Genomic DNA, 17,903 nt, shown 5'->3' with positions numbered 1-17,903 from the left:
GGTCAACCGGCCAGTTTGTCGAGGAACGCCTTCAGTTCGTCCGGCAACGGCGCCGAAAAGTCGTAGTTCTTGCCGTCCAGGTCGAAACTCATCCGCGCCGCATGCAGGAACATCCGTTTCAGGCCCATGGCGCGGAAGCGCTTGTTAGCCGCCTCGTCGCCGTATTTCGGATCGCCGGCCAGCGGGTGGCCGGCGTACTGGGCATGAACGCGGATCTGGTGGGTGCGGCCGGTGCCCAGCGTGGCCTGCATCAGGCGGGCGTCCGGATACTGCTCCAGTTCCTTGAAGTAGGTCAGCGAGGGCTTGCCGGCGTCATCGACCCGGACCAGCCGCTCGCCGCCGTGCATCACCGACTTCAGCAGTGGGGCGTTGACGTCGAATTTGGCTTTGCGCGGCGTCCCGGTCATCAGGCAGAGGTACTGCTTGGTCACCTCATTGGTCCGGATCAACGCCTGCAGGCCGGTCAGGCCCGAGCGGGACTTGGCCAGCACGAGCACGCCGCTGGTATCCCGATCGAGGCGATGGACCAGTTCAAGGTGCTCGTTCGGCCGCGCCGCGCGCAGGAGCTCGATGGCGCCGTGGCTCACTCCGCTGCCACCATGAGCGGCGATGCCGACCGGCTTGTCGATCACCAGGAAGTGCTTGTCTTCGAAGATCACGGCGTCGGCGACCGACTTCACCATGCCCGTTGGGGCCACGCCCTCCTCGCGCTCGGCCACGCGGACCGGGGGGATGCGCAACATATCGCCCAGGGCAAGGCGCGTTTCCGGCTTGGCCCGCTTGCCGTTGATCCGGACCTGGCCGGTTCTCAGGATGCGATAGACCAGGCTGCGCGGCACGCCCTTGAGCATGGTCATCAGGGCGTTGTCCACGCGCTGACCGTCCCGCTCGGGGCCGATTTCGACGATGCGCACACCTTGGCCGCCGTCGAGGGAAGTTACCGTCTGCATTGATAAAACTCGAATTTGATAGGATACTCGGCGAGCGCCAGGCTCCGCTGAAGACTTATCTCTCGCGGGGTGCCTGTACCGTCACGTAAGGCGAGTGTCATGCCATTCCGTCCGAGGGGTCGGAAGGTGAGCACACCCCACATCGTAACGGTTCGGGTTGCGGTTGTCCGGCTAATCCGTAAGGACGCGGACCGGTTGCAAGGCGCTTATCACGAATCACGCCGGGTCCAGGTATCGGTCCCGGATCCCATGCCGCTTGAAGCCTCACCGCTGCGGCGCGATCCCCGGCAGGCCGCCCCAAAGGGCGCCACCGCGGCCCGCGGCCGCGCGGCAAGGCCGAGGAATTACAATGAAGCGTATGTTGATCAACGCGACTCAGCGCGAAGAGTTGCGCGTTGCCATCGTCGATGGCCAGAATCTTTACGATCTCGATATCGAAATCCCGTCCCGGGAACAGAAAAAAGCCAACATCTACAAGGGACGCATCACCCGCGTCGAACCGTCGCTCGAAGCCTGCTTCGTCGACTACGGCGCCGAGCGCCACGGCTTCCTTCCGCTCAAGGAAGTGGCCCGCGAGTACTTCAACCCGAACGCGGAAGGCAAGTCCAACATCCGCGAGCTGTTGAAGGAAGGCCAGGAAATCATCGTCCAGGTCGAGAAGGAAGAGCGCGGCAACAAGGGTGCCGCCCTCACCACCTTCATCAGCCTCGCCGGTCGTTACATGGTGCTGATGCCGAACAACCCCCGTGCCGGTGGCGTATCCCGTCGCATCGAGGGTGAAGACCGCCAGGCCCTGAAGGAAGCGATGGAGCACCTCTCGGTGCCCGACGACATGGGCCTGATCGTGCGCACCGCCGGCATGGGTCGCGACGCCGAAGAACTCCAGTGGGACCTCGACTACCTCCTGCAACTGTGGAAGTCGGTCTCGGCCGCCGCGAACTCGCAGAAGGCCCCGTTCCTGATCTACCAGGAATCGAAGCTGTTCATCCGCGCCCTGCGCGACTACCTGCGCAACGATATCGGCGAGATCCTCATCGACGAGGAGCAGCTGTTCAGCGACGCCCGCGACTTCGTCCAGCAGGTGATGCCGAACAATCTTCGCAAGCTCAAGCTCTACCAGGATCCGACCCCGCTGTTCTCGCGGTACCAGATCGAAACCCAGATCGAAAGCATCTTCGAGCGCAACGTACGCCTTCCCTCGGGCGGCTCCATCGTCATCGACCAGACCGAAGCCCTCACCGCCATCGACATCAACTCGTCGAAGGCCACCAAGGGCAGCGATATCGAAGAGACGGCGTTCAACACCAATCTCGAAGCCGCCAGCGAGATCGCCCGCCAGCTGCGCATCCGCGATGCCGGCGGCCTGATCGTCATCGACTTCATCGACATGGACAGCCCGCGCCACCAGCGCGAGGTGGAAGAACGCCTCAAGGACGCCCTCAAGGCGGACCGCGCCCGCGTCCAGATCGGTCGCATCTCGCGCTTCGGCCTGCTCGAAATGTCGCGTCAGCGCCTGCGCCCGAGCCTCGGCGAGGCCACCCAGATCGTCTGCCCGCGTTGCGAAGGCCATGGCCACATCCGCAGCGTGGAATCGCTCGCCCTGTCCACCCTGCGTCTCATCGAAGAGCACGCGATGAAGGAAAACACCGGGCAGGTCCTGGTGCAGGCGCCGCCCGCGGTCGCCAACTTCATGCTCAACGAGAAGCGCGCCAGCGTGGTCGAGATCGAGCTGCGCCATAGCGTGCATGTGGTCGTCGTCGCCGACGACAAGCTCGAGACCCCGCATCTGGAAATCACCCGTATCCGCGAAGCGGACATGGGCGAGCACAGCAAGCCGAGCTACGAGCGCACCACCCCGGTGATCGCCGCCGCCCTGCCGAAGATGGGCCAGGCCCTGGGCAGTGGCGAACAGCCGCTGGTCACCGGCGTCGTGCCGTCCACGCCGGCGCCCATCCGCGACGACGAAGACGAAACACCCGTCGCACCGGTCGCTGCCGCCAAGGCACGCCCGGTCGTCGCCGCTCCGGCACCGACCGGTGGCTTCTTCTCGCGCCTGTTCGGCAGCCTGTTCGGCGCGTCCGCCCCGGCGGCTCCGGCCGCCGAGCCGGCACCTGCCCGCCGCGAGGAATCGCGCCAGGGCAACGGCCGCAACGAACGCAGCCCGCGCCGCGACGACCGTCGTAGCAACGAGGGTCGCAACAAGAACAACGAGCAGCGCCAGCCGGGTCAGCGTGGCGAGCGTGCTGAACGTGGCGAGCGTGGCGAGCGTGGCGAGCGCAAGGACAACGCCCAGCAGCAGCCGAAGGGTCAGCAGCAGGCCAAGGGCGGCAACAAGCAGCAGGGCCGCGGCGAGCCGCGCCAGGGCGACGAGAAGCAGCCGCGCCAGCCGAAGGAACAGCAGCAGGGAAGCCGCCAGGGCGGTCGCCAGGAACAGCCGCAGGGCCAGAGCGGCGAAGGCCGTCGCCAGCCACGCGGCGAGCGCCAGCCACAGGGCGAGAAGGTCGAGAAGATCGAGAAGGCCACCACGCTGGTTGCCGGCGCTGCACAGACTGCCGCAGCGGGTGCCGTGCGTGTCCCCGCCGAGAAGTCGACCGCGCCGCTGAAGGACGAGGAAGGCGTGTCGCCGGTCATCACCGACGAGGCCCTGACCCAGGTCGAGGGCTCGCTGGCCGCCGATGGCAGCGCTCCGTCCACCGAAACCAAGGACACCGAGGGTGGTCAGCGCCGTCGTCGTGGCCGTCGCGGCGGTCGCCGTCGTCGTCGCCAGGAAGACGGCACGCAGGCCGGCTCGACCGAGGGCGGCAATGCCGACGACCTCGATGACGACGAGAGCGAGACCGACGACGCCACCGAGACGGCACAGGCCGGTACGACGCGCGACAGCGCCAGCGTACCGCCGATGCTCGATACGGCTGCCGCCGCCGAGAACGCGTTCGCCGTCGAAGCGCCTCGCAACGAAGCGACCCGTCCGGGCCCGGCCAAGGCCTCGGCCGAACTGCCCCTGGCGGACGACGAGTCCGTGCCTTCCGCCCTGACGCTGAGCTCGCTGCCGAAGCTGCCGCCGATCCCGGGCAGCCCCGCGCCGGCAACGTCGCATGCCCGTCCTGTCGACCCGGCCACGCCGGCCGATTCGGCGCAGGCGCGTACCACCGAGCGTCGCCAGACCGAATCGGACGCTCCGCTGAAGACCGCTGGCGTGTCCGTCGAGACCCCGGTTCCGGCGGCTGCGGTCGAATCCCACCTCGCCCCGGCCTCCGACGCGGCACCTGCCCCGGCGGCGGAAGATGCTTCGATCGAGCTCTCGACCTCGGGCAAGCAGGCGTCCGTGCTCGATGCGCCGGCTCGCGGCATGCTGCCGGAGACCCCGGCTGAAGAGCCGAAGCCCGGCATCGTTCCCACGCCGGCTCCGGTCGCCGCGACGGCGACCGAAGAGGCCTCCGTGGTCGCTCCGAAGCCGCTGCCGACTGCCAAGGAAGCCAAGGCTCCCGACGTTCACGCACCGGCACCCGCAGTCGCCCCGGTAGCTGCGCCCGCGCCTGCTCCGGTCGTCGCGGCGCCCGTGCCGGCACCGGCGCCCGTCCCAGCCCCTGCACCCTCTCCGGCCCCTGCACCCTCTCCAGCCCCGGCCCCGGTCGCGGCGCCCGTACCGACGCCAGCCGCTTCACCGGCCCCGGCGCCTGCTCCGGCCGTCGTTCCAGCTCCAGCTCCGGCTCCGGCTCAGGTCGCGCCGACGCCTGTCACCGCCGCACCGGTCGCACCGAACGCGCCCGAGGCCTCGGACGTCGCACACGAGTCCGATACGGCATCGGACGGTTCGCCGTGGACACCGCCGGCTCAGGGTGACCTCCTGACGCGTCCGCGCCAGGAACCGCCGCACGCTGAAACCCCGCGCGACGAGCACTAAACAGAATGCGGGAAGGCTTCGGCCTTCCTGCGTGATGGCACAAAAAAACGCCGGGCATTGCCCGGCGTTTTTTTTGTGTTCGCTTGCGAACTATCTCAATTGCCGACCTGATGATTGTGCGTGTCGAGCAGTCCGTGCACCGTCATCAGGTGAGCAAGACCCACAACGTGATCGACGTGCAGCTTCTCCATCAGGCGTTGTTTGTACGTGGACACCGTCTTGGGACTGAGGTTGAGACGCTCACCGATCGACGTGAGCGGCATGCCGCGAACCAGCATCATCGAGACTTCCATCTCGCGCGTGGACAACGTATCGAACGGCGATTCCGAGCCATCCAGCGTGGCGAGAGCGAGTTGCTGGGCCACCGACGGCGCGAGATAGCGACGACCCGAAGCTACCTGACGCACGGCGCTGAGCAACTCATCCGATGAACAGCCCTTGGTGAGGTATCCGAGGGCGCCGGCGTCGAGCAGCCGCTTGGGAAAGCGCGCATCGTCGACAATGGTGAGGATGACGATATTCGTACGCAGCTTGGCGCGCACGACGCGCTCTGTGAGTTCGACGCCGCTCATACCCGGCATGTGGACATCCACGAGCGCGATGTCCGGTGCCAGCGTACGGATGAGCCGCAGGCCCTCTTCCGCGGTACCCGCCTCCCCCCTGACCCGGAAATCCGCTTGCTGCTGCAGGATCATCCGGAAACCGGTCCTGACCAACTCGTGGTCGTCGACCAATACAACGTTAATCATTTAGTGCCCTCCCTGGGCCGACTGTGCTTCGTTGCGCGCCGAATCGATCGCGCGCGGCCTGCGGACGCATACAATGCCAGATGTGCAGGCGAGACAACCAGCGTGTACATATCATCGGCCTCGGCCGCGACAGCCTGTAGCGGTAGACGCCTTGCTGCGTGAGGTGACATGACCTGATGTTCGTGTCATCGTCGCCCACGCCTGTTTGTAGGCGTACACGAAGGACTTGCTTTTTCTCATGGAAGACAGACCCTACCTCCTCGGCAAGCTTGCCGCACTGGAATCGGCGCTCGACGCTGCGATCGCCACACACCCGGATCGCGCCGCATTGGTCGCCGCGCTCGCCGATGCAATGTGTCGGTATACACCAGCGTACCGACCTCAAAACGAGAGTTCATTCGCAGAAGGATGGATGGCAATCGTGACGCCTTTATTGACAGACCAGGCGTGTCGCGCGGCCAACCCCATTTTCACCAGCCGATCCGCCAGTGGAGACGGGGTGCAAAACGGCCGTAAACGCCGGACGCACTGACGCGTCGAGACGACGCCTTCACGCACTGGGCACGACATCGTCAAGGTCATCGCAGCAAGATGCTTTCCTTCCAAAGCGAAGGAGTACACCGCGTGGCCAACGAGAAAAATCGCCCGCCGCAACATCCGGGCCAGAACGATCCGCCGAGCGACAAACGCAATCCCACGCGTGAGCCGGAGACGGACTCGTCGGGGGATCCGCTCGACGATTCGGGCGAAGACAACCATCAGAAGAAATGACGGGTCGGGCCAGGCGCCTTCGCCGTTAGTCCGGCGCGGCTTGGACCTTGGCATCGAGACGACGGACGGCGCGGCGGGCATCACGTGCCGCCGCCCGTCGACGCAGCAGGATGATCGCCGCAAGAATGAGAATCGTCGGTCCCCAGCGCCCACCCGCCGCCATCGCCAGCAGCTTGCCCGCGGCCATGGCACCCAGGGTGTTCGTGTGTTCGGTGGACATGAGGCGTCTCCACAAAATCCTGCGATGGCTGAAGATTCAACGCGGTCGCATGGGCAGATCGTGAAGCCCAGGGCTATACGTCCTCACACCCAGCGGTGCTCACGGGTGGGAAGTCGACAAGCGTCGTTACGCCAGCCAAACTAAGCGCCGTTACTCACCCGGCTCCGCCATCCGATGCGTCGAACCCTTGCCGACTTTGCTCCCTGGATCGCCATCGCCCTGGCTCTTGCCGTTGCAGGAGCGTATTTCGCCTTGAATGCGCCTAGCGGGCATGAAAGCTACGACGACTGCCTTGCACGCCTCGCCACCTCGGACGACACCGACGCCACCCGCGCATTGAATCGCGCATCCTGCGCCAACAAGCCCCACGCGGACATCGGCTCCGCCGCCCACTAGCCGCCCTTCGCGCCCGTTTCATTGCGCTGCAACCAGCATGGGCGCATGGGTTACTCAGCCTGGATTCTCTTCATCGGCATGCTGCTGGTGGCCACCTCCATGGCCGCGGGCGTGATACATCGCGGTCCGATCACATCGTTCGCCGTGTATCTGGGGGCCGGTATCGTCGTGGGCCCCGCCGTTCTCGGCCTCGCACGCATTTCGTTCGATCACGACAACGCGGAATGGCTACGCGCCGTCACCGAGACGGGCCTCGTCGTCTCGCTCTTCATCACCGGGCTGAAGCTGCGGGTGCCGTTCGGGCATGGCGGCTGGATGACCGCCACGCGCCTGGCCATACCCGCCATGCTGCTCACCATCGGCGGCATCATGGCATTGGCCCACGTGGCACTGGGCTGGTCCTGGCCGCTCGCCCTGGCGCTCGCCGCGATCCTCTCGCCTACCGATCCCGTGCTTGCCAGCCTGGTGTCGGTCGACGACGCCCGTGACGACGATGCCCTGCGCGTGGCCCTGTCGGGGGAGGCCGGCCTCAACGACGGCACGGCCCTGCCCTTCCTCCTTCTTGCGCTGACACTGATCACCACGCACGAGGGTGGCGTCGCCTTATGGATGCACTGGGCCGGTATCGACCTCGCCTGGGGCTGGCTTGCCGGCATCGGGCTTGGCTTCGGCATCGGCTGGCTGGTCGGCTACGCCGGGACCCACATGCGCCATGTGACACAGGACGTGGCGCCGAGCGACTTCCTCGCCCTGGGCATCATGGCCCTGGCCTATGGCGGGGCCGAGCTCGTTCACGCGTCCGGGTTCCTCGCCGCTTTCGCCGCTGGCGTCGGCCTCCGTCGCGTTGAAGTACGGGTCGCCGCCAGGCATTCGGAGGAAAACCCCGAAGCGGAACGGACCGAGGGCGGGACGGCTCCCGCGGAACTGCTCGTGCGGCCGAACGAACGCAGCACGGCCGGCAACGATCACCCGGTACAAACCGTGGGCTGGGTGGTCTCCGATGCCCTGTCCTTCGGCGACACCATCGAACGCCTGATCGGCGCCGCACTGGTCTTCGTGGTCGGCGTGGCGGTGCTGCCCGCTTTCAGTTGGGCCGGGGCCCTCGTAGCGCTCATCCTTTTCGTCGGTATCCGGCCGGCGTCGGTGTGGCTGTCGACCGCCCGGGACCGGTTGCCCTGGCAACGCCGCCTGCTGCTTGGCTGGTTTGGCATCCGTGGCCTGGGCAGCCTCAACTACCTGGCCTACGCCCTGACCCACGGCCTGGCAGGACGCGACGGCGACGATCTGTCCACGATCGCCCTGACTGTCGTCGCCCTCAGCATCTTCGTCCACGGCATGACCACGACGCCGCTCATGAACTGGCGAGGCAGAGCCCTCGAGCGGCAACGACGCAAAACGGCCATTAAGTAGAACTACGGTGGCGGGCGCCGATCGTTTCACGCGTACTCGTCGGCATGGACGCCGTGGCCACGCGTCCGCTTCGGAGAATCCACCCATGGGCAACTACACCACCGTGTCCACCCGGTTGGCGCCGCATCGGCGTCGAGCCCCCCTGACATCCCGGCGCGAACAGCATGTCATCTCTGCCGATGACGGCGTGCAGTTGAACCGACGCGCCAACCTCCGCGGCATCCTGATCGAACTGGACTGGACCGGCGTCTGTTCGTACGAGAACCAGGCGTCCTTCCTCGGATTGGGAAAACGCCAGGTGCTGACCGAGTTTCTGCGCGGCGTCGACATCACGACGGCGGTCGCGCGCGACATCGAATGGGCCATGCAGAAGCGCCGCGGCTGGATGGATGAAGACCATCGCGGGGAACCGCTCGACGATTGACAGCTTCGCGGCGTCGAAACCCGTCACGAACCGGCGCGCGCACGAGGCGGCTATCCCGAGCCCGCACCCGTTGGAAACGGACAACGATGGTGAGCGCCACCACGTACCCCCGCCCGCTTGCTCATTGTCGAAGACGATCCCGCGCTTGGCGCAACACTGGTCCAGGCGTTGATTTTTACGGTAAACGCGTAGTGGGCTGCGCCCGCGACAGCCGCACGGCCCCGGCATGCGCGCCCTCCATACCACGGCGGCGGTTGTCGAATACAACCTTCAGGACGGTCCCTGCGATCAACTGCTCGACACCCTTGCGTTCGTCGGCATTCCCGTAGCACTTCTCACCGGCTACCGCCCTAACGAACTGCCAACCTCCTACCTGCGCCTTGCGCGCCGCTGTGCCTACCAGCCATTCAGGGGCGGGACCCAAGACCCACACCGTTCCACGTCTTGCTTCTTGTAGTCCTTGGACTACAAGGCGCGTCGACACTCCCTGACAGACGGCCCTGCCCGGTGTGCTCATTATCGCGCTGGCCAGCGTCGGGCTGTGGACGATCATTCCAAGGGGCAATCGATGAAGCTTCGCTCTATCCTGGCCGCAGGCATCGCCGCGTGCCTGATGCTACCGCTCGCGGCCCAGGCCCAGTCCACCCAAAAATACTTCGGCTACTTCGGTGGCGACTACACCAGCAACAACCCCTCCAACCCGGGAGGGCCAACGATCAATGAGATCAAGGGACATACAAATCTCTACTCGATCGCGTTCTGGTCCGGTGACACCAGCCCCGCGGGAAAGACAACGTCCGAAACTTACGTCCTCGGACAGCTAGCAGCCGCCAAGGCCGCGCACATGCATGCCGTCGTCCCTGCCACCCCGTTCGTCTTCCAGGGGACAGGCACCGGTTGTCGGTTCATGGATTCCGACGCGGCACGTGGCTGGTCGAGTTTCGCCCAGAAGATGGTCGACCAGGGCTACCTCATTCCCGATGACCCTGTCCGAAGCACGGTCGTTGCGGTCTACCTCGTCGATGAGCCCAACGGCGATGGGTGCCTGGATGATGTAAACGATGCGGTGAATCCGATTCTTCAGAACGCGATCAACGCCATACGCGGGTTCCCGGCGACAGGAACGCTTCCCATGGCGTCGGTCCTCACCACGGACTTCAAGAGCTTCAAGAGAGGCATCGAGGTCATCGACTGGGTCGGATTCGACCAATACGGTGACAGCGACAAGGACTGGGCTGGTCACATGAGTAGCCTGAAGAACTACGCCCCCGGAAAGAAGTTTATCGTCGTGCCCGGCGCGATGCAGGGTTGCGCCAATGTATCGGTCGACAGTACCGGTCGATTCACGGATGCCTTGTCGAACGACCCCGATGTCGTATGGATGGCGCCTTTCATGTGGGTATCGCTATCAGGTACCTGCCTCGGCGTGCGCGACCTCCCGTCGCTGCGTGCCACTTATACGAACTTCGGACTATCGATCAAGAATCAGCAGTGCAACTCGTCACCCGCCGCGAAGCGATTCTGCCAGGCAGCGAACATCTCGCCGGCTGTGGACTACCTGCTCGGTGACTGAAGTCATCACTCACACTAGCCCAAGGGAAAGCCCATGAAGCTTCGCTCGTTCCTGGCCGCAGGCGTCGTCGCTTGCGGAATGTTCACCACTAGCCCCAGCTACGCCGGCGGTGTCGTGACCGGTAACATCATTCATGTTTACGTTCGCCAGAACGACGGCCTGGTGTTCTTCGAACTCGACGGCGCGATCTCCGGTCGTGCCGCGTGTGCCACGTCCAATAACCTCTGGATTCTTCCCTTGGAGAACAGCGACACATCCAAGCGCCAGTACGCGGCACTCCTTTCCGCGCGCGCCGCCGGCATACCCGTGGGCGTACAGGGTTCAGGACAGTGCACTCGCTGGCCCAATAGCGAAGACGTCGACACTCTGATTTTCTAAGCTCCAACAAGGAGTACACCATGCGAACCCGCATTCTTGTTGCATCCCTCTGCCTTGCCATTTCGGCCACTGCATCGGCAGGCGAATCCACCTCGGCTTACGCCGAGCTCGCGGCAGATCGCGTCGTCGGGCCAGCCGATGTGGTCGTGCTCAGCAATTCGGTTTCGCTCGCGCAGAACGCGTGGGTCTATCTGCAATCGGACGGAAGGTACATTCCCAGCGCCGCCGCTATCGCGACGACGCGGATCTTTGTTGATGGCGCGCCCGTCGGCAATGCCAGCGTGACGGACTGGTCGGTTTCGAAGAGCCCACAACAGCACAGCTACAACAACATCGCGGCCGTCTTCTTGGGCGCCGGCAACCACACGATCGAGTTGCACGCGTCATCGCAGAACAGCCGATCGTTCACCATCGGAGCGGAGAGTAACCTGAGCGCCTTGGTGAATCCGGCGGCCGCCGTGGCTACGGGCTCTCCTGGTGCCGACACCGGCGTCATCGCACCGAATGTCGCCGGCATGAGCAGTACCTCGGTTCTGCCCACCACCAATCTGGTGAATCTGACCGTGAATGCCGGCGCGGGGCAACCTGTGGTCGCCCTGTCCTCGGCGCGGATCTTTCGATGGGGCAATGCCGGTGACCCGCTGACGACCGTTGCGCTGGATGGCGGTACGCTGCCGAACAATCAGGCGAGCTGGTCGGACAACGACATGTACGAGTACGCCGAGAACCAGGCACCCTTCTTTACCCAGGCATTCGTGCCGTCGCTGACTGGTGCGCACACAGCATCGCTAGTGTCGACCGCCCTGCCCTACGCGGGCGAGAACGTTCAGTATCGGGTTGGGGGTGATTCCACCCTCGTCACGCTGACCGGCGGCATGAGCGTTGTCGGCGCCGCGTCGGCACCGACCGATCCGCACAACGTGACCAATTACATCTGCATTGCCACCAGTCAGGGGTCGGCCGGATGCCCCGCGACCGGTTCGGATGTGATTGTTACCGAAGGAGACATCGTGGTGCCCGCGGGACACAACGGTGTCGTCCTGGTCAGTGGCAAGACGAGGATACAAGCCGACGCGTCCGATCCCGGTGGACAGGGCTTCCTCTACCTGACCATCGATGGCATACGCCGCGGCTCCCTCGGCGTCCAGCAGCTGGCATCACCCTCGTCGGTGAGTACCCGAACGCTGGGCACCAGCTATCTCGCCGCCGGTGCGGCTGCCCTTACGCCAGGCGTTCACCATGTCGTGCTGCATGCGTCCACCACGGGAAGCTTTATTCATTTGGCGATGACGCGCGATCTTCCATTGATCTGGTTCGATTGACTCATGAGCAACGAGCAGACTTGGAAAGCTGAGAACCGTAACTCGACCGTCGCATCCCACCGATCGATAAGGACATTCGCCATGAATCGATTCACCCTATCGCTTCTCGCCGCCGCTGCCCTGTGCGTATCGGCCGCCGCCTCGGCGGGAGACGGAAGCGGCAATATTACCCGCCTGACGGCCTACGGAACGGCTGTCATCTTTACCGTTGAGAGCCATCCGAGCCCAGCGCCGTGCGGCCCGGGAGGTGCATTCGTCATCAATGCCTCGACGCCGGAAGGAAAGACGATGTACGCGACGCTTCTGACGGCGATCGCATCGTCAAGGCCCATCTCGGTATACGGGAGCAACACCTGCCCTTCCTATTGGGGTGACTCGGAACTGTCCAATTCGGTCACGATCGCCATGTGACGTCGCAGGCCAAGGGCTACATCAAGTTCGGCATGGACCTAATGCAATGATCGGATTCCGGCTGACATTGGGTGCGCAGCACCGACACAATGAAGCGCATCACCATCAGGAGGACCCATGAAGCTAGTCGAATTAATCATTGGCATGACTTTTCTTGTCTCAGCGCAAGCCAGTGCAACGGACGATGTCAATCGCACAATTGTGTCAATCGGCGCACAGACAACCACGAGTGCTTACGTGGGTTTCAAGGAAGGAACGTCGGCGCCCTGCAAGTTCAATCTTGTGTTCCTGGGGGATATGAGCCAACCGATGCCCAAGGCGATGCTTGCCATACTTATTTCCGCTCAGGCCCGCGGGTCCCTTGTCTCAAACGTTACATACGAAATGGACGCTAGTGGGTTCTGCAATGCGACCAAGGTAGAGGTCTTGACGTAAATTTCCGCCGAGAATCGATGTCGATACATTCGCCTCATCAGGGACCGACATATGGAAAGTTTGAAGCCGTGGATCGTTGCGGCCATTTGCGCCGCAAGCATGACGTCGGAAATGACATGCGCCACCGTTCCTTTACCGAGCGGGTCATTCGTGATGATGGAGGCGACAAAGAGCTGCCCGGCTGACGGTTCAGGGGCGCAAACCACTTGCTACATGACCAGTCCTGCGCAGGCGCTAAAAGCGGTCACGAATCTCCAGGAGGCGGGTGTCGAATACTTCATGATTCCGTCGGCAACTCTCGACGAGGCAGAAGTGCTCGCGGCGGCGATCGACAGCAGGTCGGCTAAGTTTCTCAGCTCGGAACGGTGGACACTCGACCCAGCCATCAATGCCGACACAGGCGTGTTTGACTGCAACGCTTACACACAACAACGTATCAATACGTTTCTTATTCCCTTGAAGCTGCACCATCCAGAGTCATTCATTGGCCTGCAGCTCAAGGACGAGGCCGCGCAACCGGAGCATGCAAACCTCGGCGCACTGGTGCAATGTGTACGGAACCAACCCATTCTCGCCGACCTGAAGATTTTTGTTAATCTCGCTCCGGTCAACGCGAACGATGCATCGCTCTACACGCCAAATCCGCCGCAGGGTCAAGCTGGCGCAATTTCGCCAGCCGATTTTGGCGTGGATTGCATCTCGAACGCCATCGTTGACCGTTCCAAGCTCAATGCCATGACGAACCGATACACCAGCTTCGTCGTTTCCGCTCTAGACAAGATCAAACCCGACTACATCGCTTACGACCTCTATCCGTTTAACGCGGCGCTCGGTACCTGCACCGTTGCTCGCGAACAGTTGATGACCAGCAATTCGAGCATCATTGCGCAACAGGCGAATGTTCGCGGCGTCGTGTCCGTCACCTACCTACAGAATTACCAACAAGCCGCACCTGAAGGGAATCCCAACGAGCCCCAACACGCGTCGTTTCGCGACCTTCGGTGGTACGCCGCCTGGTTTTACGCCTTTGGTGGGCGGGGCACGGCCAACTTTATCAGTCACGACGAGGGACAGAACTTCGGAATGCTCGACGCTGCGAACAATCCGAGAGATATTGCCTTCGAGCAACAAAGCGTATTCGGCTTTACCCGACAGGTGCAGGACGCGCTCCGAGGGTATAGCTATATCGACTTCTTAGCACCATGGCTCGGCGTCCCCAGCGGATCATTCGTAGGATGGCTACCGTCCCAGGACATCATGGCCAGCGAATACAGCAATCCGACGAACGGAACGGATATCGTCATCTTTGTAACGAGGCCCAACGGGCCAGTGGCGCCGGCGACTTCCGGCCTGAATAATTGGCGGACCAAGGTCGAAAAGCTCAACTTCGGTACGGGCCTGTGGGAAACAGTGGGTCAGAGTACAAACGCCATAAACATCGACTTCGGCGATCTGCCTGCCGCCGTCTACCGTCTCACTGATTAGTATATATCCGCGCGTACAGGGCGGACTGAGTGGCCTTTACCGACCCCGGCGCACTCAGTCTGTCCGGCAATATCTAGAGGTCGGTCAGAAGGAATATTCAGCTTTGACGCCCCAAACGTTAAGGGAATAGGTTTCGGTGCCATAGCGCCCGAAGCTAAACGACGGATGGTAGCGATCTAGAGTAAGTGACAGCTCGACGTGATCCGACAGCTTGTAGCCCGTACTCAGGCCGTAGTAGTGGCTTCCGCGGCGCTCTTTGTAGTCACTTCGAGAGTCGTCTGAAAGGTTATCGAATGTGCCGTGACTGGCGATGACGAAGTTCGTTCTGTATTTCGCTGCACCGAGATGGGCCGAAAGATTCCACCGATCAGTGATATCCCACTGTCCATTGACGCCGAGAAGATAGGCCTTGGTCTGGTAGTACCGACGCTCCCGCCATGTCAACACGTGATCGACACCGTTGATGTCGGTCAAAACATACTCGCTATAGGAATTGCCGCTGGCTTTGCCTAAATCGCCATACCCTGCTTCAACGCCAAGACTGAACGAGGGAGCGACTGACCATCGGTACCCAGTGAACAAGGTGATAGCCCTGTCGCGTCGATCAGGGACGCTGGCGCGGTCGATCAGCAACCGACTTTGGCCCGCTGAAACCGAAATGAATGCACCTTGGTCAGATGCGCGGGTGACGGGTACGGCAGCTAGTGTCAGCGACACCATAAACAGAATCTTCTTCATGAAATTCCCTGTTCCGAATACACCCCGGCGAACCCACCGGAACGGCCATGGAGGCAGTGCATTCTACCAGTGGAATACCTCGGATCGTAGGCAGGAATCTCGACCTGGTATGCATTCCACCTCATCGGCCGCGGAATAGCGGATAGTATTTGTTCGCGACTGGATGCCCTGGCCTGCGATGTCCTGCCAACGAATTTTCTCGCGCGGGAGGACGCCATCGACGTGGTCAAGAACAGCGAAGAAGCGACTATGTCGAGCTCATGCGTCATGCGCTCGACCATCAGGTCGGGCGCGCCAGAAGAGCATCGTCCAGACGTCCGTCTCATTGCTAATCGCACTTCTGGCGCTTGCCAGGAGATTTGTCTTGCTTGATCTACAACCGTCAGCGCAGGCCAGTCGCTTGCGCTGGCGGGTGCCCCACTGGCGTTGGGCCTAACCTATTGGCTCATTCGAGCCTGCCATGGAACAAGCGACGCGTAACGATCGACTCCGTGACATGACCCGTGCTGGCGACCCGCGATTCTTAGCAGCCACCTCGCGCTTTTCCAGCGCTAGGTCGCGTCATCGGTTGCCCAGCGGGTGCACACTCGAGTCCCCGCCGGAACGACGCCGCCTCCTTGCCATGGGTCGAGAATGCTACGGATCGCGAGTGAGCTAGGTCGGATCGGACTCGAGCCTCTCTAAGACTCCTCAAGGTGTAAGGGAAATCCTACAGACTTCACGTGAGGCATCTAAGACGATGAGCCGCCGCCAGCGGGCGGTATCACGCAAGGAATATTTATGAGGAACTTCGTTCTAGGTCTGGTCGTTGCCTTTTCCGGCTTGGTCATGACCCCGGTTGGCCATGCACAAGCGGCCCCTTCGAGCGCCATCGTTTCAAACGCGACCAACCAGTGCTGGGACGTCGTCGATTTCTCCACAGTCGACGGAGCGGTCATTCAATTGTATCCCTGCACCGGAACGTCAAATCAATCATGGGCTTTTCAGGTGTATGCGTTCAATGCGGGCGCCTCAATGGCACGGATCGTGAACGTTGGATCTGGCATGTGCGCTGCCGTTGAGAGCACCGACCCGAACTCGGGCTCATTTGGCCTTCGCCAACATGTGTGCAACGTCAATGATCCCCTGCAACAGTTCACTATTGAAGCTCCTGTACAGAACGTCACAGTGGGGACGAGTACCTTCCCCGCGCCACTTCTGGCTCGACACATCGTCAGTGTTGCGACCCACTGGTGTTTGAGGGCTGACGCAAGCTTTTACCGCCCCTATGAGGTTTCCGGATGCGGCGCGGTGAATGACCAGTCCACACGCTGGAAGATGATCGGGGTTTAGCCACGCTACATAGCTCGGAGGAGCTTGGTGCTCCTCCGGCTAGGGCCACCTCCGTCGGAGACTTTCGATCGCACCGACCGCCGTACCCAGCTCGGCCTGCTTGAGAGCGTAAGCGACCTTCCCCTCGGAAAACGCGACTTCTTCATGCGCGGAATCCTCGTTGGTCACGGGGCCCAGTCGGCCGAAGTCTCTACTTTACGATGAGCCAGTTATCAGGGGATGGGTCACGCGGACCTTACTCACGCGCTTACTCACATGCTTGACTTGGATGCCAGCGGACGCAGGCGGATCGTAATGCCCGTAGAACCTGGCATTTGCACCCATCTAGTCGCGTTCTGTGGCCCTGCATGGACGCCCTTGGAGACGTCTCTGGTGCCCGGAGTGGGACTCGAACCCACATACCCTTTCGGATGAGGGATTTTAAGTCCCTTGCGTCTACCGGTTTCGCCATCCGGGCGGAAAGAAAAAAGGCGCAGCCGCGGTAACGGTTGCGCCTTCTGAAATGCGATGGAGGCCGAGGTCGGAATCGAACCGGCGTACGCGGATTTGCAGTCCGCTGCATGACCACTCTGCCACCCGGCCATCGCTTGCGCAGCGCGAGAGTACCCGCGTGGCGCTTAAAAAACAAAACCTCGGAGGTCCGAGGTTTTGTAGAATTACATGGAGCGGGAAACGAGACTCGAACTCGCGACCCCGACCTTGGCAAGGTCGTGCTCTACCAACTGAGCTATTCCCGCGTCGTTGTCCAGCTATTTTAGATCAGATCGGAATTGTGTCAACCACTTTGCACCGACTTTTTTTCATTTTTTTTCACGTCCTCTGAATCCCCGCGCAAACTGGGCCACGCCGCCCTCAAATAGTCGACGCCGGACCAGATCGTCAGGATGCCGGCGAGGACCAGGAGCGCTTCGCCCACGTTGTACGATGCCAGCGATTCGGTGTCGTGCTGAACCAGCAGCACCACCAGGGCGACCATCTGGGCCAGCGTCTTCAGCTTGCCGAGGAAGGCCACCTTCACCTTGGAGCGGGCGCCGATCTGGGCCATCCACTCGCGTAGCGCGCTGACGCTGATCTCGCGACCCACGATCACCGAGGCGGTGACGGCCAGGAGCACGCCCTGCCACCCGCCCGGATGGGACTGCACCAGCAGGAACAGGGTGACCGCCACCATGAGCTTGTCGGCCACCGGGTCGAGGAAGGCCCCGAACGCCGAGGTGAGGTTCATGCGGCGGGCCAGGTAGCCATCGAGCCAGTCGGTGAAGCCGGCGATCACGAAGACCGCGGCGGCGCCGAGGTTCGACCAACGAAACGGCAGGTAGAAAACGACGACCATGACCGGGAGCAGGAGCACGCGGAAGAGGGTCAGCCAGGTAGGCAGGTTGATTCGCATAGTCGGTCGCATGCA

Annotated in this window: 18 protein-coding genes and 3 tRNA genes; 13 read left to right on the top strand and 8 right to left on the bottom strand. The window is 62.7% G+C overall.

Going from position 1 to position 17,903, the window contains the following annotated elements:
* Window positions 1–2 precede the first annotated feature (2 nt).
* Complete coding sequence (locus VM621_RS11340; RefSeq protein ID WP_325469054.1) at window positions 3–950, bottom strand: RluA family pseudouridine synthase; 948 nt, start codon at window positions 948–950, stop codon at window positions 3–5.
* Between the two features lie 349 nt (window positions 951–1,299).
* Here VM621_RS11340 and rne point away from each other — a divergent pair, with 349 nt between their 5' ends.
* The gene (gene rne, locus VM621_RS11335) at window positions 1,300–4,854 is read left to right on the top strand and encodes a ribonuclease E (protein WP_325469053.1); all 3,555 of its coding nucleotides are present in this window, start codon (window positions 1,300–1,302) and stop codon (window positions 4,852–4,854) included.
* A 95-nt stretch (window positions 4,855–4,949) separates the two neighbouring features.
* On the opposite strand, the gene VM621_RS11330 is transcribed toward rne, so the two are convergent.
* Window positions 4,950–5,603, bottom strand: coding sequence for a response regulator (locus VM621_RS11330; protein ID WP_325469052.1), 654 nt, complete (start codon window positions 5,601–5,603; stop codon window positions 4,950–4,952).
* Window positions 5,604–5,841: 238 nt separating this feature from the next.
* Here VM621_RS11330 and VM621_RS11325 point away from each other — a divergent pair, with 238 nt between their 5' ends.
* Window positions 5,842–6,135: a hypothetical protein gene (locus VM621_RS11325; RefSeq protein ID WP_325469051.1), complete on the top strand. Its 294-nt coding sequence runs from the start codon at window positions 5,842–5,844 to the stop codon at window positions 6,133–6,135.
* A gap of 92 nt (window positions 6,136–6,227) precedes the next feature.
* A complete protein-coding gene (locus VM621_RS11320) occupies window positions 6,228–6,374 on the top strand; it encodes a hypothetical protein (protein ID WP_325469050.1) in 147 nt (48 codons plus the stop codon).
* A 25-nt stretch (window positions 6,375–6,399) separates the two neighbouring features.
* Here the strand turns inward: VM621_RS11320 and VM621_RS11315 are convergent, their stop codons facing one another.
* Window positions 6,400–6,594, bottom strand: coding sequence for a hypothetical protein (locus VM621_RS11315; RefSeq protein ID WP_325469049.1), 195 nt, complete (start codon window positions 6,592–6,594; stop codon window positions 6,400–6,402).
* Window positions 6,595–6,768: 174 nt separating this feature from the next.
* Between VM621_RS11315 and VM621_RS11310 the strand changes: the two genes are divergently transcribed.
* From VM621_RS11310 to VM621_RS11270, 9 genes are all read left to right on the top strand, one after another.
* On the top strand, window positions 6,769–6,990 hold the full coding sequence (locus VM621_RS11310) for a hypothetical protein (protein ID WP_325469048.1): 222 nt from the start codon (window positions 6,769–6,771) through the stop codon (window positions 6,988–6,990).
* Window positions 6,991–7,035: 45 nt separating this feature from the next.
* Window positions 7,036–8,400: a cation:proton antiporter gene (locus VM621_RS11305; protein ID WP_325469047.1), complete on the top strand. Its 1,365-nt coding sequence runs from the start codon at window positions 7,036–7,038 to the stop codon at window positions 8,398–8,400.
* An 85-nt stretch (window positions 8,401–8,485) separates the two neighbouring features.
* Complete coding sequence (locus VM621_RS11300) at window positions 8,486–8,824, top strand: hypothetical protein (protein WP_325469046.1); 339 nt, start codon at window positions 8,486–8,488, stop codon at window positions 8,822–8,824.
* Window positions 8,825–9,392: 568 nt separating this feature from the next.
* Window positions 9,393–10,397 (top strand): hypothetical protein, encoded by a 1,005-nt coding sequence (locus VM621_RS11295; RefSeq protein WP_325469045.1) that lies wholly within the window; start codon window positions 9,393–9,395, stop codon window positions 10,395–10,397.
* Between the two features lie 33 nt (window positions 10,398–10,430).
* Entirely contained in the window at window positions 10,431–10,775 is a 345-nt protein-coding gene (locus VM621_RS11290) for a hypothetical protein (RefSeq protein ID WP_325469044.1), read from the top strand.
* A 20-nt stretch (window positions 10,776–10,795) separates the two neighbouring features.
* Complete coding sequence (locus VM621_RS11285) at window positions 10,796–12,097, top strand: hypothetical protein (protein WP_325469043.1); 1,302 nt, start codon at window positions 10,796–10,798, stop codon at window positions 12,095–12,097.
* A gap of 81 nt (window positions 12,098–12,178) precedes the next feature.
* A complete protein-coding gene (locus VM621_RS11280; protein ID WP_325469042.1) occupies window positions 12,179–12,508 on the top strand; it encodes a hypothetical protein in 330 nt (109 codons plus the stop codon).
* 117 nt (window positions 12,509–12,625) lie between these two features.
* Window positions 12,626–12,943 carry a hypothetical protein gene (locus tag VM621_RS11275; RefSeq protein WP_325469041.1) on the top strand — a complete coding sequence of 106 codons (318 nt, stop codon included), beginning with the start codon at window positions 12,626–12,628 and terminating at the stop codon, window positions 12,941–12,943.
* Between the two features lie 51 nt (window positions 12,944–12,994).
* Entirely contained in the window at window positions 12,995–14,428 is a 1,434-nt protein-coding gene (locus tag VM621_RS11270) for a hypothetical protein (protein WP_325469040.1), read from the top strand.
* Between the two features lie 84 nt (window positions 14,429–14,512).
* On the opposite strand, the gene VM621_RS11265 is transcribed toward VM621_RS11270, so the two are convergent.
* A complete protein-coding gene (locus tag VM621_RS11265; RefSeq protein ID WP_325469039.1) occupies window positions 14,513–15,166 on the bottom strand; it encodes an outer membrane beta-barrel protein in 654 nt (217 codons plus the stop codon).
* A 780-nt stretch (window positions 15,167–15,946) separates the two neighbouring features.
* Here VM621_RS11265 and VM621_RS11260 point away from each other — a divergent pair.
* A complete protein-coding gene (locus VM621_RS11260; RefSeq protein ID WP_325469038.1) occupies window positions 15,947–16,498 on the top strand; it encodes an RICIN domain-containing protein in 552 nt (183 codons plus the stop codon).
* 370 nt (window positions 16,499–16,868) lie between these two features.
* Here VM621_RS11260 and VM621_RS11255 read toward each other — a convergent pair.
* The 4 genes from VM621_RS11255 to pgsA form a co-directional block, all read right to left on the bottom strand.
* Window positions 16,869–16,955 (bottom strand) — tRNA-Leu (locus tag VM621_RS11255).
* A gap of 51 nt (window positions 16,956–17,006) precedes the next feature.
* Window positions 17,007–17,080, bottom strand: a tRNA-Cys gene (locus tag VM621_RS11250).
* 79 nt (window positions 17,081–17,159) lie between these two features.
* Window positions 17,160–17,235: transfer RNA gene (locus tag VM621_RS11245), tRNA-Gly, on the bottom strand.
* 38 nt (window positions 17,236–17,273) lie between these two features.
* Window positions 17,274–17,888 carry a CDP-diacylglycerol--glycerol-3-phosphate 3-phosphatidyltransferase gene (gene pgsA / locus VM621_RS11240; RefSeq protein ID WP_325469037.1) on the bottom strand — a complete coding sequence of 205 codons (615 nt, stop codon included), beginning with the start codon at window positions 17,886–17,888 and terminating at the stop codon, window positions 17,274–17,276.
* Window positions 17,889–17,903: the final 15 nt, after the last annotated feature.

Source organism: Luteibacter sp., assembly GCF_035539195.1.
In the GTDB taxonomy this organism is placed as follows: Bacteria; Pseudomonadota; Gammaproteobacteria; order Xanthomonadales; family Rhodanobacteraceae; genus Luteibacter.
This window is presented reverse-complemented; position numbering and strand designations above follow the sequence as displayed.